Here is a 25,300-nt window from a genome sequence, read left to right as displayed (position 1 = left end):
GCGACGCACCGACCAGCCGGCCGGTGCGTCGCCCATCATGTCGGTATTGTCAGGCGTAGGCCACGCGGTAGGTGACCGGGCCCGACTTGCGCGAACGCTGGCGACGCATCGCAAAGCCGATCGCGCCAAAGCCGAGGATCATCAGCGCCCAGGTGGCGGGCTCGGGGACTGCGCCTGCACCAGCCGCGAACGAGATCGTGCCGGCATAGGACCCGTTGGCGCGGGGGCCCGGCGCCGTGCCCTTGACCGTAAGCTGATAGGTACCCGGTCCGATCGGCTGGGCCGTGATCAGGCCGAACTCGATCGCATCGTTGTTGGTCACCTTGCCGACGGTCAGCGGGGTCTTGGTGATGTCGAGCGGGTAGGGACCGCCAGGACCCGAGATTTCCGCCAGGCTGAAGTCGACATCGTTCGACGGCAGCAGACCGATGGTGGAAAGCGTGGCGCTCAGAATGCCGCCAACGGCGATCGTGAACGGCATGAACACGTCGTTGAAATTCTTGTCAGGCGACGCGTTGCTGAAGGAAGCGGTGAAGCTGTCCCCCGGTCCGGTGTTGTAGGTGATGATGGGAGCCGCGCTTGCCGGGGTAGCCCCGGCGAGCACGGCGATGCTCGCTATCGACCATAATGCCTTCTTCATAGGTCATTTCCTTCATGAACCGACGCCACGGCGTCGGTCGCCATACGGATAAAAGTGCGAGTAGTTCCAATGCTTTACGAACTATTAATGCCGCGCCGCAGCACTGCTGCGGCGGGCTGCACGATTGCCGATCAGGATTGGGGCCGCGGGCGCAGGAGGGCGTAGAAAACGTAGGCCATGACCAGCACCATGAGGACGACCGCAGCCAAGGGGGAGCCGTGGTTGCCAAGGTAATTCGCTGCAGCGCAGCCAATCGCGGGAGGGATATATTGCCAGATCCGGTCCACCGGCGTGGCCCTGGACGAACGCTGGAGGTAAAGGACAACCAAGGCCGCGAAGAGGAGCACGCTGAGCCAGTCGAAGACAGTCTGCATGAAGCTTGGCGTTCCGCACGTCCGTCAGCGACATTGCCAGCGGGTCGCCGTGGGAATACGCGACGGCTCGGTCGGTTCCCAAAGAACCGACAAATATTTCAAGCGCTTAGAGGAGCAGCCCGCCGAAGCGCGGTGCTACCGGCCTTATCGCCTGGCTTTGCCGAGAGATGCTGCGAAACCTTGTGCGATCGCGAGCGCAGCTTGCCCCGATGCGCGCACCAGCGCGGTGGCAACGCCGAGGATCATCGACTTGTCCGATGTCGGTTGCAGCACGGCGGGTGCGCAAGCCGTGTCGTCGATCGGCCAGGAAGGATCTAAACCCACCGCTGCGATGCTATCGCCAGAGAACATTTTGCGGTGTTCTTCCCCGACCTCGAACAGCATGTCTTCGCTCCGGATCACGCGCTCGATGATAAGCGCCGAGCCTTCAATTATCAACGAAACCTTAAGAAGGTGTTGAGATTCCCCGCAATCGTCCATATATCAAAGGCTTAGGTGCAAGCGTGCGAAACAGGCCATGGGCCTCGGTAAATCGCGCTTCCCGAGGAACTCATTTTATTTCAATTAGTTAGCTGGAGCGAGCCGCTGGTTGCGTGCTCTCCCGCGGTCCCTGATCGGGACGGATCGCGCGGGTAGGTCCAGTTGCGCCTTGCTGATTAGATGGGAACCGTTGACGTGGCACCAAGGAACTCCGCCCGCGCCGCCCTCAAAGTGTGTCTTGCGGCTTCGGGTGGTGGCCATCTGCGTCAGTTGCTCGATATCGAGGAAGTGTGGCGCGATACCGACTACTTCGTGCTGACCGAGGATACCGCGCTCGGCAGGAGCTTTGCGACACGTCATCCGACCGTGTTCGTTTCCCATGTTGCGCTGGGCCAAGCCCGGCTCGGCCGCCCGTTCCTCATGCTCGCGCGCGCCATGCGCAACTGCTTTGAATCCTTTCGCCACATTCGCGACCTGCGGCCGCAGGTGCTTATCACCACGGGCGCGGGATCGACCTTCTTCGCGGTGATCTGGGCGCGCCTCTTCGGGGCCAAGGTTATCGTGCTCGATTCCCTGGCAAGGGTCCGCAGTCCGTCCAAGTTCGCTAGGATCGCCGGGCCGGCTGCCAATCTCCGGATTGCCCAGTCGGTGGAGTCCGCGAGTGCGTGGGAAGATGCGGTCGGCTTCGACACGGTTCGCAAGCGCGGACCCTATCGCGGCGCCAAGGAACCGCTCGTCTTCGCGACGGTCGGGGCGACCTTGCCGTTCGAGCGACTGACCCGGATCGTCACCGAAGCCAAGGCGTCGGGCGAGATCACGGAGTCTCTCATTCTTCAGGTCGGTGACGCCGAGCCGGTCGAAGGCGATATGCGCTGTGTCCAGAACCTCGCCTTCGACGAGATCAACCACATCCTTGCGCGTGCCTCGATCGTCATCTGCCACGGCGGAACCGGGTCGGTGGTCACTGCACTCAAGGCAGGTTGTCATGTGATCGCGGTCCCGCGCCGCTTCGACCTCGGCGAGCATTACGACAACCATCAGGAGGAGATCACCGAGGCGCTCGCGGCGCTCGGCGTGCTTCGCGTCGCAAATACGACCGAGGAGCTTGTCGAGGCTATTCGCGCGGTTCGTAGTGCGCCGGCGCAAGTGGTTGAGCGCGACATGCGCGACCTGATTGCATACATGACCGCCGCGATCCGCGGGTGGTTCCCGCCCGGGGGGCTTGCTAGTCCGCTTGCTGCGCGTGAGCCATTGCGGGTGCCGATGCTGGAGCCGCGACCGGCTGCGGCGAAAGCAGGCGGCGCGATCTGATGACGCGTAGCAGGTAGTTGACCCCGACCGCCGCCGGGAACGCCAGCAGCCATTCGAAACGAGCGCTGAGAATTACCCCCGCGAGCGTCGCCAGCGCTGCAAGGTCCCGCGTGAAGCGGATCGCGACAGCGCGCGTGCCCACCCGAACCTTGCTTTGCAGTAGCGCCATCGCCGCATACGTCGCGATCGCTTCGCCGACGATCCCGACGCCGATCATCAGATGCAGATCGCGGGTCTGCCAGCCCGCGGCAAGCGAGAGCGGAATGAACCCGATCCGCACCAGATTGGTATAGAGCGGGTTGGCGGTTTCGGCGACCGCCATGGCCGGGAGAGCGGGTACGGTTCTTACGAGGCGGATCACCTGCATGATCGCCAGCATCAGCAGCAGCGGAACCGCCGCGAGATAGCGCTGGCCATAGAGCAGGATGATGATCTCGCGCCCGAGCAGCGCGACCGCGACCACGAAGCCGAACACGCAAACCCCGCAAAGATCGTTGACGAACTCGTACAGCGCCTGAAGGCGGGCGCGGTTTTCCTGCGCTCTTGCCATGATCGGCAGGAACAGCGTCTGCAGCGTTCGCGCCACGAGCAGCAGCGGGTTCAAGGTGATCAGCATTGCCGCACTGAACCAGCCCAGCGCATCCAGGCCGAACAGGTTGGCAACGAGCATCCGGTCGCCATTGGTCACGAGATAGAGGAGGGCGCCGTTGAGGATCAACGGCAGCCCGAACTTCCATGCCCGTGCGGCGATCGCCCGGTCCCATCCGAGCCGGTAGCGCCGCTCGACGCCGACGTGGCTTGCCACGACTGCCGTGGTTTGCTGAACGAGGATCGCGACCAGCGCCGCGCGATAATCCCGGAGCGCCAGATATGCCGGCCAGACCGAAAGCACGCTCAGCAGCTGTGGCGTGATCTGCCGCACCGCAGCCGGGCCGAAGCGATGCTCGCGTTGCAGGCGGAAGATATCGAGGTGGCCGAAGCCGCGGACCAGGGGCACGACGGCGAGCAGCAGGTAGGCCCAGGTGATGTCGTCGGTCTTCATCAGGTGGCTGAACGGCCAGGCCACGACGAGCAGCACGGCGGTGGTCACCAGCCCGATCAGCGCCTGGACCGAATGCAGCGACGCCTGGACGTGTTCGCTGGCGCCGTCCCGGTCCTGCACGATCATCCGGTTGACGCCCGCAGCCTGCGCGACGTCCATCAGCACCACGAGGATCGAAAAGGTCGCGGCGATGCCGAAGTCGCTGACGCTGAGCAACCGCGCCAGGACCACGTTGCGCAGCATGAGCAGCGCAGCCTCGGTCGCGCCGGAACCGAAGACGACAATGCCGGAACGGATCATCGGGGAGTGCAAGCCTTTGTCTGGGAGTAAGCGGTGGGCACCGGCTGGGAGAGCCGCGGGCGCGGCGCTGCGGGCAGGCTCACCGGCGCCGCGCGGGTTGGCGAGCCGAGCCTGACACCTGGGAAAGCCGCGCAACCCCGCGGGCAGGCTTGTCCGCAGGGGCATCGTTCGTCCCGGGTAGGGTGAACCATACGCAGGCACCGAGCAGGAACATCCACCAGACATAGGTCGAGTTCCAGATGTGGACGCTGAAGATAGCGATCGCGGTGCTGACGATCACCACGTTCCCGGCGAGCATCAGCGCCCGAACATCGTCGGGCGCGTCCTTGCGCAGGCGCGAGCGCAGCAGGATCACCACGGGGATCGAAGCGATCAACAACAGGGCCGGCAGGCCGTAGCGGACGGCCTGTACAAGCCAGAAGTTGTCCATGCTCGAACTCATGAACGACGGGCGCTCCCACTCGCCCATGCCGATCCCGAACAGCGGGTGGCGTCCGACCTCTGCCGTCCCGTACTCCCAGATGCGGATGCGGTTGAACGACGATCCTGAATTGAACGTGGCGTAGCGGACGAAGGTGTGGAACGGCGTCTTGGTCGTCACCAGGTCGAGCGCGACATACCCGATCGCCGTAAGCGCGGCGAGCAGATGCCAGCGCTTGTCATAGGAGCGAAGCAGGCGGTTCCACAGCAGCAAACCGAACTGCATGTTCACCGCCAGCAGCGCACCCGTCGACAGCGAGAGCACGGCGTTGAGGATGGCCACGCCCGCACCGGCCCAACGCAGCAGCGGCCGGGTGCGGCGCAAGCCGACGAACACCAGCGTCATCAGCGTCGCGGAGAAGATGCCGAACAGGATCGGATGCTCGAGAAAAGCCTGGACCCGCTGAAAGCCGAGCCGGGGGGTCATCTGCACCGGGGGCAGCGTCGGACCGAGCTTGGAGAACAGCTGGAGGATCAGCGGTCGCCCGGCGGTGAATTCGTAAAGCGCAAAGGGGGTCGCGATCGCGAGGATCAGGATTGCCGCAGTGATCATCGCTCGCATCGTCGCGGCGTTGCGCACCAGCACCCGTCCGACGGCAAAGGCGCCGATGGTTTGCAGCAGATGAAGGCCGATCGCCTGGACATTGGCCTCCAGCCCCGACACGGCGATGGTCGCTGCCGTGGCCCACAGCCAGAACAGCCAGACGAGAAGGTCGGGCAGCGACAGACTGTTTCGGCGCCGGACCAGCCAGACGAAGCACATCGGCAGGAACGCAATCAGCAGGAACGCGGTGCTGGGCGGAAGGCGCAGGGGACCGATGCTGCCCGACAGCGGCAGGCACAAGCTGATCAGGAACAACCCGATCAGCGATTTTTCCATCCAGGTCGCCGTCGCTGCTGGTTCCTGCGTACCGATCTTCGGTGTCGCCATCGCGGATACGACCGGCTGGGCGCCGGGCTTGGTGCGGCGATCGCGGGCACGCGCCAGCCTCCGATCGAAGGCGCGGCGCGAATGGTCGACCAGCGCATTCATTTCGGCTCGCTCCGCGGCAGGCCGATCTCGTCGTAGAGCCGGACAAAGAACTCCGCCGCGGCATCGAGCGAATGATCGTTCCGCGCCGCGCTTGCCGCTGCTCGGCCCATCGCCGCGCGCCGCTCCGGGGAACGGGCGAGGTCCTCGATCGCCGCGGCCAGGCCGACAACGAACGCGTCCTCGCTCGCGACGTCGACGCTGATCGCATAGTCGGGCCGCAGGTGCTGTGCGGGGCCGCCATAGGCAGCGCCGATCATCGGCAGGCCCCAGCCCATCGCCTCGAAAATCACTGCGCCACTCGGCTCCTGGACGCTGGGGAACAGGAACAGGTCGGCGCGGCGGTAGAAGTCGTCCACCGCAGATCGTGGCACGTGACCGTGGAACCTGATCTTTTCGGAAAGCCCGGCCGCGCGCGCCTGCGCCTCGAGATCCGCACGCATCGGGCCGTCGCCGACCACGTCGAGCGCCCAGTCGATCTCCGGCGCTACGCGGCGCAGCGCCGCGATCGCGAACTGGACCCCCTTGCCCGGGACCAGCCGATTGACGCTGAGCAGGCGCAAGGTCGGCAAACTGCGCGCCGCACGTTCGGCGACCGCCTCGTCGATCCCGGGTTGGGTTCGCGCGCAGACCTCGGAGCGACTGGCGAAGCGTTTCAGCCGGAGGTCGGAAAGCTGCTGCGCGACGTACGGAGCGACCCCCACCAGGCAGGCCGCATCCTCGTAGCTCGAACGCAGCAGGGGGTCATGGCGCCACCGCCAGGAATCGAGCGAGCGCAACCGGACGAACCAGGGTTGCTTGCTCCGCGGCATGGAGAAGCCGGGCGGGGGCGGAAGACTTCCGCCAAGCGGTCCGAAGACATAGGGCAAGCCCAGTCCGTGCAGCGGCGAGGGGAAGCGCAATCCCAGCGGGCCGAAATGGTGCGCGCAACGCAGCCGCCGCGATGCGATCAGCCGCTTCAGCTCGGCCCGCGCGCGGGGATAGAAGCGCAGGAAATTGGGCTTGGCCATCGCATCGATCCGCGACGGCAGGAAATCGAGGTTCCACGGGGAATGCTCGATCACCTCGACGCCGGGGAACAGATCGCCGACGGAGAAGTCGCGGTTGTGCGGCGATTGCGCGACGATCACGACTTCGGTCCGCGCCGAGATCGCCTTTGCCAGATCATAGCACCAGCGGGGCTCGCCCACCGCTTCGGGGTCGACGAACGGGCTGACCAGGACGACCGTCACCTGGCACCTTCGGCTGGACCTGCGGGACGGGTCATTCGGCGACGAGCCTTGCGAGGTGCGGCCCGGCGCGCTCCTTCAGCCAGGCGCGCTTGGCGAGCCAGGCTCGCACTTCGCCGCCGGCGCTCGCAACCGGGCGGGTCCCGGCGACATTGTCCCGCAAAGTCGCGGCCTTGCCGTCGGCGAGGAACTGCGGCGCGGCATTACCCCGGATCTCGACATCGGCGGCCTTGTCCACGCGGATCCACGCCTTCTGGTCGCCATAGGGCACGACGCGGTTGTTGGCAATGCGCCCCCGATTGAGCCCTAGCACCGCGATCCCGTTGTACATCGACCCCACGATCAGGTTTCCCTCGATCACGAGATCCTCGAAGGGCAGCGCGTTGTTGGTGTCACGAACGAAGATCCCCTGCGTCATGCCGCCTTCGCCACGCGCTATCAGGTTGTCGCGGATCGTGATCCGCTTGGCGGGCACCGTCTGGTTGGTCGACCAGAGCTGGATGCCGTCGGGATGCTCGCCCGGCTTCGGGGAAAAACCGGTCAGCACGTTTCCGCTGATGGTCAGATCGTCGATCCCCCCGCCGCGAATACCGTCGGTCTGGATCCCGGAGAGCTCGTTGTTGGTGATCGCTACCTGCTTGCCATCGAGTATGCCGATGCCATAGCGCGTGCCGCTGAACGCGCTGTCGCGCACCTCGACCCTGGCCACATTGCGCAGCCACAGCGCATATTCGCGCAGCCGATCCTCCCCCCCCGCTCCGCGCACCCCGATGCGATCGAGCACGATGTCGGAACCGCCTTCGATGTCGACGAGATAGGGCCGCTTCGGATCGTGCGCGGGAGCGACGACCTGGATCTGTGACAAGGTCAGCCCGTCGATGCCGCGGGCCTTGATGCTCGAAAAAACCGCCGGATCGTTCGCGCTGGCCGAGACGATCGATACGGGTCCGGCCACCGGGTTCCGCTTGCCGAGGTCGAGCGCACCGTAGAGCCCGCCTCCGAGCCGGATAGTCGTGCCCGGCTGCGCCTTGCGGATCGCGCGCTGGAGGTCATCGGCATCGCGCACGATGCCCCCTTCCGCTCCGCGCGCGCTGCAGCCTGCGACGATCGACAAGGACAGCGCGAGCCCTGCCAGCAGCAGCCGCGGCGTTTGGAATCGGGCCGCAGGGAAGGGGGACGAGTGCGCAAGGGGCGACATCGGCGCGGGTCCAACTCCGTCTGGCAAACACGATTGTGCCCGCGCTCCGGTCCACGCCAAGGCACCCGGCGAACAAAACGCGCGTCGGTCGGAACAAATACGCGCGACGCGCGATTTGGTTGCAAAGAACCTTTGACGACAGTCACTTAAGTTCTGATAGCAAAATTCCGACCCCCTCATGCAAGGCATCGACATGCGCCATAGCGGCTGGCTGACACGACTTTTCGGCACGCGCGAACCGGCCCGCGAACTGCCCGAGCGCGAGAGTGCGCCGCTCCTCGAAATCGCCGCGCCCGAACCGGAGCAGAGCAGGCTCCCGACGTTCCGCAAGGCATCGGCCCGGACCCGCCCGCGCGACAGCCAGATCGAGGCGATGCGCAGCAAGGTGCGCGGTGCGTTCTCGCCCTCGCGCCCGATCGTCGACAGCGAGCTCTATTCGGGACGGACACGGCTGCTCAGATCGCTCATCAGCGCGGTCGAGGACAGCAACATGCACGTGATCATCTTCGGCACGCGCGGGATCGGCAAGACATCGACGTTGCACGTGCTCAACGCGATGGCGCGCAAGGCGCGCTATATCGTGCATTACGGCTCGTGCGGGCAGAACGTGACGTTCGCCGAACTGTTCGGCGCTGTCCTTTCGGACATTCCGCTGCTGTTCCACCAGGACTACGATCCAGTGGCGAGCGAGGTCGAGGAGGGGTTATCCTTCGCCGATCTCTACCAGGACGAACCGATCACCGTGCCGCTGCTGAGCGAGGCCTTCACGAGGATCTCTGGCACGCAGGTCCTCGTCATCCTCGACGAGTTCGACCGCGTCGAGGACGGCAACGTGCGCCGGCTGGTTGCCGAGCTCATCAAGAACCTTTCCGACCGGGCAGCCCCGGTGCAACTGGTCATCGCCGGCGTAGCGCAGAACATCGACGAGATCGTCGAGCACATTCCGTCGATCCGCCGCAACATCCTGCCCATCCGCGTTCCAAACATGGAAGCCGCCGAAGTCCGCGAGCTCGTCGGTCGGGGCGCGGACCGCAGCGGCTTGCGCTTCGCCGACGAAGCGCGCGAACGCATCGTCGCGCTCGCGCTCGGGCTCCCCTACATCGCCAGCCTGCTGGCGCACCACGCCTCGCTCCTCGCGCTCGAGGCGCGGCGCAAGACCATCACTCTCGCGGACATCGACGCCGCAGTCGAGCAGGCGGTCGGCGAAATCGAATTGCGGCTCAATCCGGCGCTGCTGCGCCTCGCGCGCAGCGCTTCGGAAAGCAAGGAAGGCCCGCTACTGGTCGACCTTGCCCGCCGCAGCCTCGAAAGCGGCGGGATCTTTTCGCTCTCCGACGCCGACGAGGCGCGCGCGCTCGACGAACTTTCGCTGGGCCGCGGCCTGGTGCGCCGTGGAGAAGGCGAGGGGGCCTTCGTCGAGGACGGGCTGCCGGTCTACCTCTGGATGCGCGCCGCACTCGATCAGTCGCGCGAGGCCCCGCTGCTCAAGGCAGCGGTCCCGGAGTAACGATCGCGGAGCGCGCCCCCGGATGATCCGGTCGGTCGCGCGCTCGCGATGCCAGAAGTGCGTCAGAAGTCGGTCAGGAAGGTACCGACGACATTGGTCTGCGCCGCTTCAAGATCGGTGACGAGATCCTGCACGTCGGCGAGGTAGCTGACGTCGCGCCGCGCGACGACGAGCGCGTAGCGGACCGCCGTGGCAATCCGGATCGCATCGGGCGAACGCTTGCCCGGCGGCGTGTCGATGATCGTGAACTCGTGGTCCCGCACCAGCTCGTCGAGCACGGCCTTGAACTCGCGCCCGGCAATCAGCTCCGACGCATTCGGGCCGCCGCCACCCGCAAACAGGATCGAGAGGTTGGGCACGACGTCGGAGCAGACGTAGTCGACGGGCATGTCGCCACTGCGGAGCATCTGGCGCAATCCGAGGCCCGGCTCGGGCGGCATCACGTACTTCTCGAGCCCGGGGCTCGCCAGGTTGGCATCGATCAGCAGCGTCTTGATCCCGGTCTGCGCGATGGCGAAGGCCGCGTTGGCCGCGACGAAGGTGGAACCTGCATCGCCGGTGGGCGAGCAAACCGCGAGCGAACGCCGGCCGACGCGGAAGTGTCCGGACAGGAGGTTGGCGCGAAGCGAGGCGAAAGCCTGCATTGCCGGCGTGTCCTCGCCGGCCAGGCTCACCAGCGAACTCGAGAAATAGAAACGCTGCGCCGGTGCCTGGTCGCCTGCGACCGAAGGCGGATGAAGTGCTGTGGCAATCTGGGCGTTCATGTGGCCGGCTCCGGTTGTGGCTGGTTGAGGCCGAGGCGTTTGAACAGTCGCTCGTCGGCGCCTTCGTCGTTGCGTCGTTCGACCATGCTGCCAAGCAGCGGCACCCCGTCGATCGCAAGATCCTCCTCACCGCGAATTCGCCGGTAAATCATCTCCAGCCCCAGTCCGATCGCGAGCCCGAGTCCGCCGCCCAGGATCAGGCCGATCAGGATGAACAGCCAGGTCCCCGGCGAATCCGGCGACATCGGGGTGACCGCTTCGCCGAGCGGTTCGATCCGCGTCTCGGTGGTCTGCGCCTCGAGCTGGAAGTCTGCGGCCTTCTGCCGAGTCTTGGTCAACTGGTCGCGCAGCACGCTGACTTCGCCGGCGAGCATCTGCGCCTGGCCCACCAGCCCGCGAGAGGCGAGCACCTTGCGGGTTTGTGCGTCGAGCATTGCCTGGAGCGACGGCCCCTGCTGCACTGCGCCCGGACGCGCAGCGGCGGTTTCGCGGCCCACCGCGGCGGCGAGCGCGGCGCGTTGGCGCTGCAGTGCGACCATCTGCGGGTGATTTGGCCCGAGGGTCTGCTGGAGGCTGGCGATCTGTGCGTCCACCGCGGCGAGCTGGCCCGACGAGGGGGCGGCGGCGACGGGCGCGGAGGCGACGGCGGGGGAAGCAGGCGGCGGACTCGCCGCGAGCGCCTTGAGCTTGGCCGACTCCGTGTCCTGGTTGTCGTCCTGCAGCACGACGTTGTTCGCGCGCTCGAACTGTGCCTTGCGTTGCTCGGCATCGGCGAGGCGGCGCTTGAGATCGTCGGACTGCCGTCCGAACCATTGCGCATTGCGCTGCGCTTCCTCGCGCCGCGTGGCCGCGGTCCGTTCGATGAACGCGGCACGCACCGCATTGGCGCCGAGTCGCGCGGTTTGCGGATCGTTGGCGGTGAAACTGATCTCGAAGATGTTGCTGTTGGCCAGCATCTTGCCTTCGGTGTTGGCCGAGACGAAGCGGCCGAGCCAGATCGGGAAGCTTGCCGAAGGATCGGCGCGATAAGCGGCCTGCATCGCAGCATCGTTTTGCCAGCCGAGCTTTTCGGCCGCGCTCGCCGCGACGTTGTCGTCGTGGACGAGCTCGGCCATCGTCTGTGCATAGGCCTGGATGTTGCGCACCGGCACGGCCTCGCCCGTCACCGGATCGGGCTCCGTCGCCTTCATCACCATCCGGGTACGCGCGGTATAGTGATCGGGACGGACTTGCGAGACGATCGCGCCGAGCAGGCCCCCGGCCACGAGCAGGGCTGCGATGACGGTCCGGCGCGCTCGCAGCATGCGCCAAATCTGGACGAGGCTCACCGGCGCACTCCTCAGAAGAAACGTTCGCCGACGTCGATCACGTCGCCGGCCAGGAGAGGTTCGGACAGGCGAACCTTCAGTTCACGGTCGTTACGGATCAGCTTGACCTTGTTCTGGCTGCCCAGCGCCGTCAGCCCGCCGCCCCGCGCGAGCGCCATGCGTACGGTCATGCCCTCGACGATCGGATAGGCGCCCGGCGCATTGACCTGACCGTAGATGTAGAACGTCTCCGGCGGCGCGACGAAGACCTTGTCGCCGTCGACCAGCACGGGGTCGGCCTCTGGACCGCTGGTGGCGATCTGGCGCAGCGAGACCTTCTGCGACGATCCATCGCGGTGCGTCAGCGTGATTGCGTCGATCGCCTGGTCCTTGAGGCCACCGACCCGCGCCACCACTTCCGAGAGCCGATAAGGGCGATCGAGAATGACCACGCCGGGAGTGCGGACCTGGCCGAGGATCGTGGCCGTGCGGCTGACCGGGCTGGTGACGGTAAGGTTGACCGCCGGTCGGGCAAAGTACCCGCCACTGCGCAGTTTCCCTGCGATTTCGTTACGCAGCTGCTGCGCGGTTTTCCCGGCGGCCGTCACCGTATCGATCAGCGGGAGCGCGATGGTGCCGTCCTGCTGGACCTGGGTCCGGACATTGAAGGTGTCGGTCCCGAGCACCGAAATCTCGATCGTGTCGCCCGCCCCAAGCACGTAGCCCTGCGTCGGCGCTGCCTCGGCAGCAGCGCTGGCGACAGGGCTGGCCTGGGTGCTTGCCTGGCCGTTTGCAGCGGCAATCGGTGCAGGTGGTGCGAGCGGCGACGGCAGGGCCGTTTGCGCGTGGGCGGGCGCGGCGCCCAGCAGAAGGGAGGCGGTAGCGAGCAGTGTCTTCACGCGTGGTCCGATCGATTCGCAGGAATCCGGCCGGGTGCATGCCCCGACCTCGTCCGCCAACGCCGCCGGGTCGGTCTGGTTCCTGCATAAGAACCTAATAACGTTGCATAAATTCAGGATATGCAAAAAATCGCACGACCCGTCGCCACGAACCCCCGTTCCCTGCGGCCTGCGCCTAGAGGGCCGGCGCCGAAGGTTAAGGACGCCTAACTAAGGTTCTAAATTTCACTGTTATATCATGCACTTAAATTCGGGGCGACGCCGGCGCTGGGGGCCGGCGCGATTGGACGGGATTATCTTCGATGACGGACTTTCAGGTAAACAGCGCCTCGGCGCTGACCACTGCCTTGCGCGCGGCGCAGGCAGGCGACACGGTGTACCTTGCCTCTGGAACGTACTCCGCCGTCAGCCTGCTCGGCTTCAACTTCGGCTCGGGCGGAGTCAAGGTCGCTTCTGCCGACGCCGCGAACCCTGCCGAACTGCTCGGACTCAAGGTTACGCAGAGTTCGGGGCTGACCTTCTCGGGCGTGGTGCTCAAGGATGTCGACGCCACGACCGACTACGATTTCCAGGTCAAGGATTCGTCGAAAATCGTATTCGACAACATCAAGCTCGTCGGACAGGAAGGCGATGCCGGGTACACCGCCAATCCCTTCATGATCCGCTCGAGCACCGACGTGACCGTGCGCAATTCGTCGGTCTCGCATGTCCGCTACGGCATCAACATGCTAGACAACAAGGGCGTGACGATCGCCAACAACACCTTCCGCGATATTCGCACCGACGGCGTGCGCGGCGGCGGCAACTCGGACATCCTGATCACCGGCAACAAGTTCACCGACTTCTTCCCGGCAGCCGGCGACCACCCCGACGCGATCCAGTTCTGGACGACCAACACGACCGCGGTCGCCAGCAACATCACGATCACCAACAACCTGGTGATGCGCGGCAACGGAACCCCGATGCAGGGGATCTTCATGCGCGATGAATCGACCAAGCTGCCGTTCACGAACGTCGTCATCAGCGGCAACGAGATCATCGGCGGGCTCTACAACGGCATCGCGGTCAGCAATGCCAGCAACCTCAAGATCACCAACAACATCGTTGCGGGCTATGCCGACCAGAAGTCGTGGATCTCGGTCAACAATCCCCTCGAATGGTCGGGCAACGGCGCGCAGATCTACATGGTCAACGGCAAGCAGGTCGCGACGCCGGTCGGCAACCTCGCCCTGTCGGTGGTGAGCGACGGTGGCTCTGCGCTCTATTCGCTGTGGCAGTCGCTCGGCGGTGGCGCGCTCACCTCGAGCCTCCTCGCATCGCTCTCGGGCTCGCTCGACACGGGCAGCCTCGCCGTGAACATCAACGGCACCACGGGGAACGACAATCTTGCCGCGCCGCTGAGCGGCGACAGCGTGCTCAACGGACTTGCCGGCGACGACTGGCTTTCGGGCGGTGCCGGGAACACCCGCATGGTCGGCGGCCTCGGCAACGACACCTACGTCGTCGCATCGAGCCGCGACGTGGTGGTCGAGCTCGCAGGCGAGGGCACCGACACGGTCATCACGTCGATCAACTACAAGCTCCCCGACAATGTCGAGAAGCTGCAGCTCGCGGCCGAAGGTCTTACCGTGACCGGCAATGCGCTCGACAACCAGATCACCGGTTCGGCAGGGATCGACACGATCTACGGCGGCGCCGGCAACGACGGGCTCGACGGCCAGGCCGGCAACGACACCTTGTTCGGCGACGCCGGCAACGATCGCCTGACCGGCGGAGCAGGCAACGACACGATGTACGGTGGAGACGGCAACGACACGCTCATCGGCGGCACCGGCAACGACACGTTCTTCGGCGGCGCGGGCAACGACACGCTCGACGCCGGCGCGGGCAACAACCTGATGTGGGGCGAGGGCGGCGCCGACCAGTTCCTGTTCCGCAAGGACGCGATCGGGTTCGTATCGGTGATCAACGATTTCAACGCGGCCGAGGGCGACAGGATCAGCCTCTCGCTGATCGACGCCAATACCAAGACCACCGCCGACGATCCGTTCAAGTTCATCGGCACCCGCGCCTTCACCGGCCATGCGGGTGAATTGCGCTACGTCGTTTCGGGGACGGACGCCAAGGTGATGGGCGACGTCAACGGTGACAAGGTGGCCGACTTTACCATCATTCTCCACGATGTGACGAGCATCGACGCATCGTTCTTCATCCTCTGACCCCATGCGGGCATCGGCGGGCGGCCAACAGGCGCCCGCCGATGCCCGACCCCTGTGCGCGGTTTCGGCATCGGCCCGGGAACATAAGCCAGAACAACGAGTTATGCGGCCCTGTGGGGGCTGTCTGCAGGCTCGTCTGTCTTTCCCGGGAGTGCCGTCTTGCCCAACTCGCCGACCTTGGCTCCGGTCGCTGCGCGCGTCGAAGCCATGCCGCATCCAAGGCCTGCGCCGCGTGCCGCGCGGCCGATCCGCATCGGGCTCGCCTGGCATTCGCTCGACTCTGGCAATCTCGGGATCGGCGCGCTTACCGTCGCCAATCACGCTCTTGCGCGCGAGGCGGCGCTCGAACTCGGTCTCGCCCCGCGGTTCGTGGTCTATGCCCCGATCGGCGGCGATGCCCAGACCCTCGACCTTCCGGATACCGAAGTCTTCGCGATCAACCGACGCACCCTATTAGCGCGTGACGGGTTCCTCGCATCGGTGCGCGCGCTCGACTGCATGCTCGACATCGGGGCAGGCGACAGCTTTGCCGACATCTATGGGCCCCGGCGCTTCGCCTTCCTCTGGCTGACCAAGATGATGACGTCGTGGCGCGACGTCCCGCTCGTGCTCTCGCCGCAGACCATCGGCCCGTTCGAGAAGCCCGTCTACCGTGCGCTCGCGGCAAGCGCTATGCAGCGCAGCGCGATCGTCTTCGCCCGCGACCGGCGCTCGGCAGACGTTGCGCGCGCGATGACACCGCGCGCCGACGTGAGGCTTGCGGTCGATGTGGCGTTCGAACTGCCCTACGAGGACCATTCGGTCGCCCGCGGCGGACGGCGCGTCCGCGTCGGAGTCAATGCCTCGGGCCTGCTGTTCCACGAGGCGGAGGCGGGAACCAACCGCTTCGGCCTGTCCTACGACTATGCCGCAATGACCCGGGCGCTGCTCGGCGAACTCTGCGCGCGTCCCGATGTCGATGTGTTCCTTATCGCCCATGCAATCAGTGCACGCGACCCGCGCGATGACGATTCCCGCCTTGCCGACCGCCTCGCCACGGAATTTCCGGGGGCCGAGCGCGTGCCCGATTTCGCCGGTCCGTCGCAGGCCAAGAGCTTCATTTCCGGGCTAGATGTGCTCGTTGCCGCGCGGATGCACGCCTGCATTGGGGCGCTTTCGTCGGGGACGCCGGTCGTGCCGGTGGCCTATAGCCGCAAGTTCAGCGGGCTGTTCGGACTGCTCGGATACGATGTGCGCCTGCCTGAAACGGGTTACGATGCGCCGCGCGCGGTCCAGCATGTCCTCGACGCCATCGACCGCCGCGACCAGCTGGCGCGCGACGTCGAACAGGCGCGAGCAAAGGTGCGACCGCTGATGGACACCTACCGCGCGGGTCTGCGCGAGGTCTTTGCCCGCGCAGTGGCGGCGAAGGCATGAAGGCGTTCGCGTCGCCTGCCCTGCAGCGCGTAGCAGACGGTAATCTTTGCTCGGGCTGTGGCCTCTGTGCGGGGATCTCCCGGGGCGCGGTGGCGATGACGATGCGCGATCCGGGCTTTGCACGCCCGGTCCAGTCGCGCCCGCTCTCCCCGACGATGGAAACGCTTGTCGCCGAGGCCTGCCCGGGGCTCGCCGTCGCGTCGTGGGACACGGACGTGCCGGGTGCGGCGAGGGGGCCCGATCCGCTGTGGGGCCCCGCGCTCTCGACTTCTGTCGGTCACGCGACCGATCCGGTCCTCCGTTTTGCCGGCGCATCGGGCGGGGCGCTGTCGGGGTTGCTCGCCCACGCGCTGGCATCGGGCCTGGTCGAAGCGGTCCTCCATGTCGAGCCGGACCCGGACGACCCGCTCGGCAACCGGATGCGCTGGTCGCGCACGGGGGCAGAGGTCGAGGCGGGCAGCGGGTCGCGCTATGCCCCGTCCTCGCCGCTCGCGGCGATCGATGGCGCGCTCGCCGCGGGGCGGCGCTTCGCCTTCGTCGGGAAGCCGTGCGATGTCTCGGCGCTGCGCCGCCTTGCGCTTCATGACCCCCGGGTGGCGGCACGGGTCCCGCTGATTCTCTCCTTCTATTGCGGCGGGTTGCCCAGCCGGCGCGGGGCCGTCGGCGTCGTTGCCGCGATGGGGGTTTCGCTCACCGAAGTGACTGGTTTCCGCTACCGCGGCAACGGCTGGCCAGGACTTGCCCGCGCGGTGACCTCCCGCGGCGAGGAACGGACGATGACATACGCGCAGTCCTGGGGCGAGCACCTCAGCCGCGAAGTGCAGTTCCGCTGCAAGATCTGCCCCGACGCTGTGGGGGCGAGCGCCGATATCGCGTGCGCCGATGCGTGGTTCGGCGATGCGGACGGCTATCCCACGTTCGACGAGCAGGATGGCCGAAGCCTGATCCAGGCGCGCACCGAGCGCGGGCAGGCCTTCCTTGAAGATGCGCTTCGTGCGGCCGCCGTGGTCGCGGAACCCATTGATGTTTCAGCAATTGAGGCGATGCAGCCGTTCCAGGCCCGCCGCAAGCGCGCGATCCGCTATCGCGTCGCGGCGTGCAAGGTGCTCGGTCGCCCTGTCCCCGAGATGCGCGGCACGCGCGTTGCCGAGGCGGCGCGGCAGGCCCCGCTCGGAGAGCGGTTGCGCGCGTTCTTCGGCACGCTTCGCCGGCTGGCCCGCAAATCGGCGCGCAGCTAGGCGGGGCGGACCGGATCTTGCGAGAAAAGGGGGCACGGATGATTGCAGGCAGGACCATTGGAGTGTCGCATCGCGGCGTGCGCGCCTTGTCGTTGCTGCTCGCGCTGGGCGCTGCACCGGGCGCTTTTGCGCAAACGCTCGATCCTTCGGCTCTTGCCTTCGACCCTTCCGGGCTGACGTTCGACCGGCCGGCGCCGCGCCTTCACATCGCCGGCGCGGTCGATGCCCATTACGACAGCAACGTCGCGCGCGCCTCGGATGCGGTGACCGAGCGGCGCAACCTCGACAAGTCGGACTTCGTCCTTTCGCCATCGATCAATGCCGACATCGTCGCCCCCACATCTGCGGCGACATTCACATTGGCTGGCTCGGTCGGCTACAATTTCTATTTGCGCAATTCGCGGCTCAACCGCGAACGGATCGACCTTAACGCCACCGCGCAACGCCGCATCGCGATCTGCGACGTCGGTCTCAATGCCGGCATCGCCCGCCGGCAGACCGACCTCGGCGACCTCCAGATCCTCAACGACGACGGGACGCTGATCGACGGAGGCGAGGGGACCATCGTCAATACCGAGACGCAATGGCGGGTCGGCGGCACAATCAGCTGTGGTGCGGCGGTCGGAATCGAGCCGAACGCCTACGCAAATTACCGACAGCTGCGCAACAGCGCCGAGGTGCGCAAGTTCAACAACGCCAACGTGTTCGATTACGGGGGCGGGGTTGCCTATGCGAGCCCTGCCTTCGGCCGGATCGGCGTGTTCGCGGGGCGCACCGATTTCAACTATACCGATCGCGCCAGCGACCCGCTGTTCGCCGCGACCGACCGGTTCCATTATTCCTACATCGGCGCCAAGCTCGACCGCCGGCTCGGGGCAAGGCTGCAGGTCCAGGGCCAGGTCACCTATACCAGGGTCTCGGTTCCGGGCCGCGATCTGTCGCGCTTCGACGGTCTCAATTGGAACATCGCCGCGCAATTGCGGGTGGGCGGCAGCACGCGCGTTTCCGTGGCGACCGCCCGTTCGATCGACGTCTCGGCCGGCTTCCGCTCGGACTTCGCGCGCACGACGATCTACAGCGGCAAGGTGGAACGGGCGCTGACCGCGCGAACCCGGCTCACCTTCACCGCCCTGCGCCGCGAGCGCGACTTCGCGCAAGTCCAGAGCGCGGGCTTTCCGCTTGCCGCGAACGACCGCACCGATCAGCTCGGGCTGGCGCTCGGCTTCGAGAAATCGCAGCGGCTGAACTTCGCCGGCTATGTCCAGGGCCAGCGTCGCCGCTCCGACCTCGCCGCGCTCGATTACGATGCGGTCCAGGTCGGCCTGACCGCCAGCCTGCGCTTTTAGGCCGCCTCGGGGCTAGCGCAGCCAAGCCGGCACGCCGCGCCGATTGCGCGCGCCGTCCCACCAACCTTGCAGCGCGTACGCGAACTGTCGGCGCGCGCCGCGTCGCGCAAACCGCAGGAACGCGAGCGCGGCGGCCAGCGGAATTGCCACCGGCAGGCGCGCGGGCGTCGTGTCGCGGACCACCAGCAGCTTGTTCCGCTCGTCGAGGAAGATCGGCAGCTTCGGCCTGCTGCGGATCGGGTCGGCCGAACCGGTGGTCGCGCCTTGGCCGTGGCAGATCCGCGCGCTCGGCGCAAAGCCCAGCCGCGCGCCCGACCGGAGCGCGCGCAGGCACCATTCGATCTCCTCGGCGTAGAGGAAATAGTCCTCCTGCATCAGCCCCGCCCGGGCCACGAACGAGCGGTCGATCAGCATCGCGGCGCCGAGCAGGTAGTTCATCTCGCGCTCGACCCCGGCTTCGTCGGCGATCTCCTCGACCGACCGGCCCTGGCCGATCGATTCTGCGCGGGCGAGCCAGCCGCGCCAGCGGCCGCCATAGGCCTGGACCTTGCCCGAGGGGTAATGCAGCACGCCGCCGACAGCGTCGCAGTCGCCCCGCTCGAGCCGCGCCACGAGTTCGCCCAGCGCGTCGGGCGCCACGGTTGCATCGGGGTTGAGCACGAACCAGGCCCGGGCCCCCGGACGCGCCCGGATCGCGAAGTTCACGCCGCCCGCATATCCGAGATTGCCCGGCGCCATCAGGCAGGTCACGCCCTGGCCGCCGGGAAGGCGCGCCGGAAGTGCCGCCTCCAGCCGGGCAAAGGCTTCGGGGCCGCCGTTTTCGCAGATCACCACTTCGAAGTCGGCGAAGGACGAACGTTCGAGGCTTGCGAGGCACTGGGCAACGATCGCGCTGTCGCGAAACGCCACGATGCACACCGCAATCGGCGAGCTGGGCGCGAGGGCGGCTTCGGGGAGTCGTGCGATCGTCATGTCCGGTTCCTGGCGCGCGCCCACTGCAGCGCGTTTTCGTGGACGAAGGCGTTGAAGCCCGCGGTGTGGAAGAAGCTGGGCGCTGCCGGCTCGAGCAGCTTCGGCAGCGTTGTCGCATCCCGACCGTCGAGCGCTTCGAGAAGGCGCGCGGGCTTTGCGCGCTCGAGCAGCGCCTGGCGCAGATGGCGTCCCGCCCACGGTTCGTAGCCCGGCACGTCAGGCAGCCGGGCGATCTCGGCGTCGCCGCACGTAACCAGCACGCTCGCCGGGCGAGCCCGGTCCAGCGCGGCTTCGGCAGCAGCGAGGCCTTGCTGCAGGTCGATCCGCAGGCCCGGTTCGGTCGGGGCCTCGTCGGGGAAGATCTTCCACCAGTGTCCGCCCAGCACCTCGCCCGCCGCGCGATGGTACGAGAGGCTGTGCAGCGCATTGAACAGCCGCCGGTGCCTCTGCCGCGACCCGACCTTCTCGAGCGCGCGCAGCGCGGCGATGGCGACCGGGTTGAGCCGCAGCGCGACGGCGCCCTTGCGCCCCAGCAACAGCGTCCGGGTGATGCGGCGGCGCGGGACCATCGCGGTGCGCGTTACCGGCAGCGACCGCCGCAGGTGCGGGTGCTTGAGCGCAAGCAGCGCGTCCGAGCGCCCTTCGTCGCTGGCGCGCTGGAACGCGCGGCGCAGGCTCGAGGTCAGGTGTTCGTGGTGCCAGGCGAAGGCCTCGTCGCAGTAGCGGATCGGCACGCCCTCGCGGATCAGCCGCACGCCCAGTTCGTGATCCTCGCGCGCCCTTGCGAAGGCCTCGTCGAGCCCGCCCATCTCGCGCCAAAGGCTGCGCGCGATCGAAAGGTTTCCGGTCAGCAGGTCTCGGAAGCCGAAACGGTGTCCGGGACGGCGCAGCGCGGCGAAGTGCTCGAGCCAGCTCGCGCGGATGCGCGCCCGGAAGATGTCCTCGCCGGGGTGCGGCCACGGGGGATAGGGGCCGATCACCGCGGTCCCGGCCTCCCGCCGGTGCATCGCGGCATGGGCGCTGACGAGCCCCGGCGAAGGCATCACGTCGTCGTCGAGGAACAGCAGGATCGCGCCGCGGGCCAGTTCGGCGCCGCGATTGCGGGCGAAGGCGGGACCGCGCCCCGGCGTTTCGATCACCCTGTGTACGAAATCCTCGCGCTGCGCGCCGAGCCAGGCGACGGTGTCGTCGCGGCACCCGTCGGCGACCACGATCACCTCGAACGCCGGCGTGCCCGGCGCCTGCGCCGCAAGCGCCGCGAACAACGCCGCCAGCAGGTCGCGCCGGTTGTGCGAAGGGACGACGATGCTGATCGCGGGGTCAGCCATGGCGCACCTGCCGCAGCGCGCGCAGGTATCGCCCCGGCCCGCTCGCCGCGCCGCGCCCCTGCAGCCGCGTATAATCGACCTCGCGTTCGGGCAGCGCCGGGGCGCGCCGCTCCCGCAGGCGCGCCGCGAAGTGGTGGCGCAACCAGCGCGCGGCGAAAGTCGCGGCGCTGGGGTTGCGCTCCTTCAGCAGCGTCTTGGTGACGATCGCGAACGCGCCTGCTTCGTAGGAAAAGACCTGGTGCGCCAATTCGTCGAGCGTGCGCCGGTGACGGTGCCAGTTGAGCGCCTGCGGGTCGTAGACGATGCGATAGCCGTGCCCGATGATCCGCCGGAACAGGTCGAAGTCCCCCCCGGCCAGCGATGCGGAGCCCGCATCGAGTGCGGGATCGAACGGACCGACGAGGTCGAGCGCGCTGCGCCGCACGGCCATGTTCGCGCCCACGCCCGCTTCCCAGGCGAAGAAGGGATCGCACGAACCGGCGTCGAATTCGCGGCGGCGGAAGCCGCGCGACAGGCCGCCGATGCGCTGGAAGGCGATCTGCGCCTCGGTCTCGAGCTCGCTCGCCAGGGTGAGCCCGGTCACCGCAAGCACCGTCGAGTCGGCAAAGCCGGCGAGAAGCTGCGCGAACCAGTGCCGATCCGGGCGCGCATCGTCGTCGATGAACGCGACCACGTCGGTCGAGGTCTCGGCAAAGGCGCGGTTGCGCGCATTGTCGAGGCCGGGGCGCGGTTCGACGACGTAGCGGACTGCCGGATGACGCGCGACCACCGCGCGGCTCTCGTCCGTCCGCGGTGCGTTGTCGATCACCAGGATCGGCGCCTCGCCTGCCATCTGCATCAACCCTTCGAGACAGGTGGCGAGGTCGTCGGGCCGGTCGCGGGTGCAGATCGCGATCGTTCCGGTGACCGGCGCGCCGCGCGGCGGGCTGTCGTCGGGAACGCCCAGGCGCCAGGCCAGCCAGGACTCCCAGGCGGTGCAATCGGCGTGCGCCAGCAGCACATCCCGCAAGGGCGCGTCGGCGTCACCAAGCGGAAGTCCCAGGATGGCCTGACCAGCGATCCTGCCGGCGACCCGCAGCAGGATCGCAGCCCCGTCGTGGCGCGGATCGACGTCGAGACGATCGGGCAGATCGGCAAGATCGAGCTCGAGCACCGCGTAGCTCATTCCGCGGCCTCTGTCCCTGCAGCGTGCTGCTGGTCGGCGGGCGCCCCGGTCCTCCACGTCATCGGCGGTGCGACGACTCCGGCCTCGACTTGCGCACCGACCACATCGAAGCGGGCGGCCTCGTTGACGAAATCGAAGATCGTCTGCCAGTCGCCCGAATAGAGTCCGGCCGAAACGGTGTAGGCGCCGGGCGCTAGGTCGAGCCGTTCCATCCGCAGCGATACCGCGAGGTTCTCGAAGGCCCCCAGCGAGACGCCGCCGAGCGCAGTGTTGGTCTGCAGGCACACCGTGCCCTGCGCATCGTGGATCGCGAAGCCGACGATCGGGCCGAGCGCCAGCCCGTTTTGCCGGACCTGTGCATGGAGCATCACCGCTTCGCCGCTGGCGATCGTGGCGACCGGGCGGCCCCGGTCGTCGTGCACGGCAATCCTCTCCAGCGCGATCGGCCCGCGCGCGCCACGCTCTTCGCCGCCGTGTGCCGGGGCAGTCGGGGCGTCGGGCGCCTGCGTCTGGCTGTACCGCGCCATCGTCGCGTCGAGCGGACCATAGGCCAGCACGCGTCCCTCGCGCATGAACAGGACATCGCTGCAGATCGTGCGGATCTGGGCTTCGTCGTGCGAGACCAACAGGATGGTGCAGCCCCCTGCCTGCATCTCGCGGATGCGCGCGATGCATTTGCGCTGGAAGGCCTGGTCACCGACGGCGAGAACTTCGTCGACCAGCAACACGTCGGGGCCGGTGTGGATCGCGACCGAGAACGCCAGCCGCATGCGCATCCCGGTGCTGTAGGTGCGAACCGGCTCGTCGATGAAGGTGGCGAGTTCGGAAAAGGCGATGATCGCGTCCATCCGTTCGTCGATCTCGCTGCGCAGCAGGCCGGCAATGACCCCAAGCAGACGGACGTTCTCCCGGCCGGTCAGGTCCTCGGTCAGGCCCGCGTCGATCTCGAGCAGGGCGCCGATGCGACCCTCGATCGTCACGCTGCCTTCGTCGGGCAGGCCGACCCCACCGATCAGGCGCAGCAAGGTCGATTTGCCCGCGCCGTTGGTGCCGACGATCCCCACGGCCCGCCCCGGCGGGACCGAGAACGTCACATGGCGTACGCCCCAGAACGCGCTCTGCGCCTGCTGCTTGTAGCCCGAGAGGATCCGCCCCTTGAGCGAACTCGGGCGACCGCGATCGTGCTTGCGGTAGCGCTTGCCGAGGTTCGAGACGGTAATCGCACCGCGCATCACAGCGCCTCGTCGAAGCGCAGCGCCGCGCGGCGGAAGACGGCGAGGCCGATCCCGAATGCGAGCACGCTGACCGCAAGCAGTTCGGCCATGGTCATCGCGGGCGGCAGGTGGTGTGATACCAGCACCTCGCGATAGCAGCGCAGCAGCCAGGCGAGCGGATTGGCCGTGGTCAGCAACTCGAGGTCGGCTCCCGCCGGGATCGGGCGGTAGAACACGGGCGTGACGTAGAAGCCCAGCATCATCGCGATCCCGGTCAGGTGCTCGGCATCGCGGAAATAGACGTGAAGCGCTGCCAGCAGGTAGGCGATCCCCAGCGTCAGCAGCGCCTGGAGCGCGACCACCAACGGCAGCGCCAGCAGCGGCACAAGCGCGAGCGAGCCTGTGTCGATCGCCGCGCACAGCAGCAGCAGCGGCAGCGCCAGCACGAAATGGATGCCCTGGCTCGCCACCACCAGGGTCGGCAGCAGCACTGATGGGAATCCGGGCCGCATTGCCAGCGTCTTGTTCGCGGTGACCGATCCCACCGCTGCCGTCATCGACCCGCTGAACCAGGTCCACGCCAGCACCCCGGTGAACACGAAGGTCGTGTAGTTCTCGATGTTGAGCGGCAGCACGCGGGTGAACACGATCGAGAACACGATCAACTGGCTCAGCGGCTTGAGCAGCGACCAGCCGATCCCGATCAACGAACGCTGGTAGCGCACCTTCAGATCGCGCAGCACGAGCTGGACCAGCAGGTCAAGGCGCTGCTGCAGGCTTCGCGTCGAAGGGGAGGAGGGCGACACTGCGCTCGCTGCGGTTGCGCGGGTCATGCAGGTGTGCTCGCCGCTAGGTAGTCCGCGCCGATCGCAAAGCGTGCGCGCGGTGCGGGCCGGCCTTCAGCGGCGGCGGCATCTGCGGCGGGACGAACCCGGTCGTAGAAGGTCCGCGGCGCTTCCACCAGCGCCAGTCTTGCGCCGATGGCCGGGTAGGCGAGGGCGAGACGTGCGAGGATGCGGGTAAGGACAACCGGCCTGCGCCAGTGAATCGCGCGTCGCACCAGCCAGCGGCCATAGCGCCGCACGCCCTCGCGCAGCAGGCGCTCCTTGCCGGGATGGCGGGCACGCATCTCGTCGACCACCAGCAGCCACGAGCGCAGCATCGCGGCAAGATCGCCCGACATGCTCTCGCGATACTGGCGATAGCCGACAAGGTAGTCCGGGACGACGACGATGGCGTAATGCTCGGCGACGCGGCAATAGAACAGGATGTCCTCGCAGCCTTGCGCGCCGGCCGCGCGCAGGGCGGGATCGAACCCGCGCGCGGCCTCGAATGCCGCGCGGCGCACCAGCGCGGAGCTGCCGTTGCCGATGAAGTTGGTGATCAGCAGCGCGTCGAGCAACCAGCCCGACCGCTCGACGAAGTCCTCGCAATAGAAGATGCGGCTCTCGGCATCGATCATCGCGTACCAGGTGTAGCAAAGCCCCGCCTGGGGCCCCGCGGCCTCCAGCACCGCGCGCTGGCGCGCCAGCTTGTCCGGGGCCCAGAGATCGTCGGCGTCGACGAAGGCGAGGAGGTCGGATCGCGCCAGCGCCGCGCCCTTGTTGCGCGCCGCCGCGACGCCTGCATTGTCCTGCCGGACCGTGCGAACCCGTTGGTCGTACTCGCGCGCATAGCGCTCGGCGAGCTCGGCCGTGCGGTCGCTCGATCCATCGTCGATCACCAGCACTTCGATCGCGGCATGGCTTTGCGCCGAAATGCTGCGCAGCGTCTCGATCAGGGTCGTCTCGGCGTTGTAGGCCGGGACGATCACGCTGATCAGCTCGTCGTCTTGCGCCATG

At 67.3% G+C, this 25,300-nt stretch carries 22 protein-coding genes; 6 read left to right on the top strand and 16 right to left on the bottom strand.

All coding sequences use genetic code 11. The annotated features are described in order from the left end of the window. Window positions 1-49: 49 nt before the first annotated feature. From K3A85_RS10525 to K3A85_RS10515, 3 genes are all read right to left on the bottom strand, one after another. A complete protein-coding gene (locus K3A85_RS10525) occupies window positions 50-640 on the bottom strand; it encodes an FxDxF family PEP-CTERM protein (protein WP_225206464.1) in 591 nt (196 codons plus the stop codon). 131 nt (window positions 641-771) lie between these two features. Then, complete coding sequence (locus K3A85_RS10520; protein ID WP_225206463.1) at window positions 772-1,014, bottom strand: XrtV sorting system accessory protein; 243 nt, start codon at window positions 1,012-1,014, stop codon at window positions 772-774. A gap of 144 nt (window positions 1,015-1,158) precedes the next feature. Further along, window positions 1,159-1,398 (bottom strand): hypothetical protein, encoded by a 240-nt coding sequence (locus K3A85_RS10515; protein ID WP_225206462.1) that lies wholly within the window; start codon window positions 1,396-1,398, stop codon window positions 1,159-1,161. A 276-nt stretch (window positions 1,399-1,674) separates the two neighbouring features. Between K3A85_RS10515 and welK the strand changes: the two genes are divergently transcribed. Beyond that, a complete protein-coding gene (gene welK, locus K3A85_RS10510) occupies window positions 1,675-2,805 on the top strand; it encodes a beta-1,4-glucuronosyltransferase WelK (RefSeq protein WP_225206461.1) in 1,131 nt (376 codons plus the stop codon). Here welK and K3A85_RS10505 read toward each other — a convergent pair. The 4 genes from K3A85_RS10505 to K3A85_RS10490 form a co-directional block, all read right to left on the bottom strand. Further along, window positions 2,720-4,147, bottom strand: a complete 1,428-nt coding sequence (locus K3A85_RS10505) for an oligosaccharide flippase family protein (protein WP_225206460.1) — start codon at window positions 4,145-4,147, stop codon at window positions 2,720-2,722. The two genes, welK and K3A85_RS10505, sit on opposite strands and share 86 nt — an antisense overlap. 79 nt (window positions 4,148-4,226) lie before the next feature. Next, on the bottom strand, window positions 4,227-5,660 hold the full coding sequence (locus K3A85_RS10500; RefSeq protein WP_225206459.1) for an O-antigen ligase family protein: 1,434 nt from the start codon (window positions 5,658-5,660) through the stop codon (window positions 4,227-4,229). Continuing rightward, window positions 5,657-6,889, bottom strand: a complete 1,233-nt coding sequence (locus tag K3A85_RS10495) for a glycosyltransferase family 4 protein (protein ID WP_225206458.1) — start codon at window positions 6,887-6,889, stop codon at window positions 5,657-5,659. The genes K3A85_RS10500 and K3A85_RS10495 overlap by 4 nt, the downstream gene beginning before the upstream one ends. A 31-nt stretch (window positions 6,890-6,920) precedes the next feature. Further along, window positions 6,921-7,952 (bottom strand): right-handed parallel beta-helix repeat-containing protein, encoded by a 1,032-nt coding sequence (locus K3A85_RS10490; protein WP_225206457.1) that lies wholly within the window; start codon window positions 7,950-7,952, stop codon window positions 6,921-6,923. A gap of 310 nt (window positions 7,953-8,262) precedes the next feature. Between K3A85_RS10490 and K3A85_RS10485 the strand changes: the two genes are divergently transcribed. Beyond that, the gene (locus K3A85_RS10485) at window positions 8,263-9,591 is read left to right on the top strand and encodes an nSTAND1 domain-containing NTPase (protein ID WP_225206456.1); all 1,329 of its coding nucleotides are present in this window, start codon (window positions 8,263-8,265) and stop codon (window positions 9,589-9,591) included. A gap of 62 nt (window positions 9,592-9,653) precedes the next feature. Here the strand turns inward: K3A85_RS10485 and K3A85_RS10480 are convergent, their stop codons facing one another. The 3 genes from K3A85_RS10480 to K3A85_RS10470 are packed head-to-tail and all read right to left on the bottom strand — an operon-like array spanning window position 9,654 to window position 12,561. Further along, complete coding sequence (locus tag K3A85_RS10480) at window positions 9,654-10,355, bottom strand: CpsD/CapB family tyrosine-protein kinase (RefSeq protein ID WP_225206455.1); 702 nt, start codon at window positions 10,353-10,355, stop codon at window positions 9,654-9,656. Further along, a complete protein-coding gene (locus K3A85_RS10475) occupies window positions 10,352-11,683 on the bottom strand; it encodes a Wzz/FepE/Etk N-terminal domain-containing protein (protein ID WP_225206454.1) in 1,332 nt (443 codons plus the stop codon). The genes K3A85_RS10480 and K3A85_RS10475 overlap by 4 nt, the downstream gene beginning before the upstream one ends. A gap of 11 nt (window positions 11,684-11,694) precedes the next feature. Continuing rightward, the gene (locus K3A85_RS10470; protein WP_225206453.1) at window positions 11,695-12,561 is read right to left on the bottom strand and encodes a polysaccharide biosynthesis/export family protein; all 867 of its coding nucleotides are present in this window, start codon (window positions 12,559-12,561) and stop codon (window positions 11,695-11,697) included. 302 nt (window positions 12,562-12,863) lie between these two features. On the opposite strand from K3A85_RS10470, the gene K3A85_RS18025 reads away from it, so the two are divergent. From K3A85_RS18025 to K3A85_RS10445, 4 genes are all read left to right on the top strand, one after another. Continuing rightward, window positions 12,864-14,780 (top strand): right-handed parallel beta-helix repeat-containing protein, encoded by a 1,917-nt coding sequence (locus tag K3A85_RS18025; protein ID WP_263624789.1) that lies wholly within the window; start codon window positions 12,864-12,866, stop codon window positions 14,778-14,780. A 177-nt stretch (window positions 14,781-14,957) separates the two neighbouring features. Beyond that, window positions 14,958-16,196 (top strand): polysaccharide pyruvyl transferase family protein, encoded by a 1,239-nt coding sequence (locus tag K3A85_RS10455; RefSeq protein ID WP_225206452.1) that lies wholly within the window; start codon window positions 14,958-14,960, stop codon window positions 16,194-16,196. A 95-nt stretch (window positions 16,197-16,291) separates the two neighbouring features. After that, window positions 16,292-17,434: a Coenzyme F420 hydrogenase/dehydrogenase, beta subunit C-terminal domain gene (locus K3A85_RS10450; RefSeq protein ID WP_225206451.1), complete on the top strand. Its 1,143-nt coding sequence runs from the start codon at window positions 16,292-16,294 to the stop codon at window positions 17,432-17,434. A 62-nt stretch (window positions 17,435-17,496) separates the two neighbouring features. Then, window positions 17,497-18,780, top strand: coding sequence for a porin family protein (locus K3A85_RS10445; protein WP_225206450.1), 1,284 nt, complete (start codon window positions 17,497-17,499; stop codon window positions 18,778-18,780). A gap of 12 nt (window positions 18,781-18,792) precedes the next feature. Here K3A85_RS10445 and K3A85_RS10440 read toward each other — a convergent pair whose 3' ends face one another. Genes K3A85_RS10440 through K3A85_RS10415 form a run of 6 tightly spaced genes read right to left on the bottom strand, consistent with a single transcriptional unit; the run spans window position 18,793 to window position 25,299 of the window. Next, window positions 18,793-19,752 (bottom strand): glycosyltransferase family 2 protein, encoded by a 960-nt coding sequence (locus K3A85_RS10440; RefSeq protein WP_225206449.1) that lies wholly within the window; start codon window positions 19,750-19,752, stop codon window positions 18,793-18,795. Then, on the bottom strand, window positions 19,749-21,080 hold the full coding sequence (locus tag K3A85_RS10435; protein ID WP_225206448.1) for a glycosyltransferase family 2 protein: 1,332 nt from the start codon (window positions 21,078-21,080) through the stop codon (window positions 19,749-19,751). The genes K3A85_RS10440 and K3A85_RS10435 overlap by 4 nt, the downstream gene beginning before the upstream one ends. Then, window positions 21,073-22,245: a glycosyltransferase family 2 protein gene (locus K3A85_RS10430; protein WP_225206447.1), complete on the bottom strand. Its 1,173-nt coding sequence runs from the start codon at window positions 22,243-22,245 to the stop codon at window positions 21,073-21,075. Before K3A85_RS10430 ends, K3A85_RS10435 begins: the two co-directional genes overlap by 8 nt. Then, a complete protein-coding gene (locus K3A85_RS10425; RefSeq protein WP_225206446.1) occupies window positions 22,242-23,477 on the bottom strand; it encodes an ABC transporter ATP-binding protein in 1,236 nt (411 codons plus the stop codon). Before K3A85_RS10425 ends, K3A85_RS10430 begins: the two co-directional genes overlap by 4 nt. After that, window positions 23,477-24,292, bottom strand: a complete 816-nt coding sequence (locus tag K3A85_RS10420) for an ABC transporter permease (RefSeq protein ID WP_225206445.1) — start codon at window positions 24,290-24,292, stop codon at window positions 23,477-23,479. The genes K3A85_RS10425 and K3A85_RS10420 overlap by 1 nt, the downstream gene beginning before the upstream one ends. Then, the gene (locus K3A85_RS10415; RefSeq protein WP_225206444.1) at window positions 24,289-25,299 is read right to left on the bottom strand and encodes a glycosyltransferase family 2 protein; all 1,011 of its coding nucleotides are present in this window, start codon (window positions 25,297-25,299) and stop codon (window positions 24,289-24,291) included. Before K3A85_RS10415 ends, K3A85_RS10420 begins: the two co-directional genes overlap by 4 nt. Between the last annotated feature and the right edge of the window lies 1 nt (window position 25,300).

The sequence above is a fragment of the Novosphingobium huizhouense genome, from assembly GCF_020179475.1.
In the GTDB taxonomy this organism is placed as follows: Bacteria; Pseudomonadota; Alphaproteobacteria; order Sphingomonadales; family Sphingomonadaceae; genus Novosphingobium; species Novosphingobium huizhouense.
Note: the sequence above shows the minus strand (reverse complement) of the source record. Positions and strands in the feature narration are given on the sequence as shown.

What these genes read in the sequence shown, in the direction of transcription:
- K3A85_RS10450 (WP_225206451.1), top strand. Translation starts at nt 16,292, where the DNA reads ATGACGATGCGCGATCCGGGCTTTGCACGCCCGGTCCAGTCGCGCCCG.
- K3A85_RS10525 (WP_225206464.1), bottom strand. Translation starts at nt 640, where the DNA reads ATGAAGAAGGCATTATGGTCGATAGCGAGCATCGCCGTGCTCGCCGGG.
- K3A85_RS10435 (WP_225206448.1), bottom strand. Translation starts at nt 21,080, where the DNA reads ATGGCTGACCCCGCGATCAGCATCGTCGTCCCTTCGCACAACCGGCGC.
- K3A85_RS18025 (WP_263624789.1), top strand. Translation starts at nt 12,864, where the DNA reads ATGACGGACTTTCAGGTAAACAGCGCCTCGGCGCTGACCACTGCCTTG.
- K3A85_RS10425 (WP_225206446.1), bottom strand. Translation starts at nt 23,477, where the DNA reads ATGCGCGGTGCGATTACCGTCTCGAACCTCGGCAAGCGCTACCGCAAG.
- K3A85_RS10430 (WP_225206447.1), bottom strand. Translation starts at nt 22,245, where the DNA reads ATGAGCTACGCGGTGCTCGAGCTCGATCTTGCCGATCTGCCCGATCGT.
- welK (WP_225206461.1), top strand. Translation starts at nt 1,675, where the DNA reads ATGGGAACCGTTGACGTGGCACCAAGGAACTCCGCCCGCGCCGCCCTC.
- K3A85_RS10500 (WP_225206459.1), bottom strand. Translation starts at nt 5,660, where the DNA reads ATGAATGCGCTGGTCGACCATTCGCGCCGCGCCTTCGATCGGAGGCTG.
- K3A85_RS10440 (WP_225206449.1), bottom strand. Translation starts at nt 19,752, where the DNA reads ATGACGATCGCACGACTCCCCGAAGCCGCCCTCGCGCCCAGCTCGCCG.
- K3A85_RS10480 (WP_225206455.1), bottom strand. Translation starts at nt 10,355, where the DNA reads ATGAACGCCCAGATTGCCACAGCACTTCATCCGCCTTCGGTCGCAGGC.
- K3A85_RS10420 (WP_225206445.1), bottom strand. Translation starts at nt 24,292, where the DNA reads ATGACCCGCGCAACCGCAGCGAGCGCAGTGTCGCCCTCCTCCCCTTCG.
- K3A85_RS10415 (WP_225206444.1), bottom strand. Translation starts at nt 25,299, where the DNA reads ATGGCGCAAGACGACGAGCTGATCAGCGTGATCGTCCCGGCCTACAAC.
- K3A85_RS10520 (WP_225206463.1), bottom strand. Translation starts at nt 1,014, where the DNA reads ATGCAGACTGTCTTCGACTGGCTCAGCGTGCTCCTCTTCGCGGCCTTG.
- K3A85_RS10485 (WP_225206456.1), top strand. Translation starts at nt 8,263, where the DNA reads ATGCAAGGCATCGACATGCGCCATAGCGGCTGGCTGACACGACTTTTC.
- K3A85_RS10515 (WP_225206462.1), bottom strand. Translation starts at nt 1,398, where the DNA reads ATGCTGTTCGAGGTCGGGGAAGAACACCGCAAAATGTTCTCTGGCGAT.
- K3A85_RS10505 (WP_225206460.1), bottom strand. Translation starts at nt 4,147, where the DNA reads ATGATCCGTTCCGGCATTGTCGTCTTCGGTTCCGGCGCGACCGAGGCT.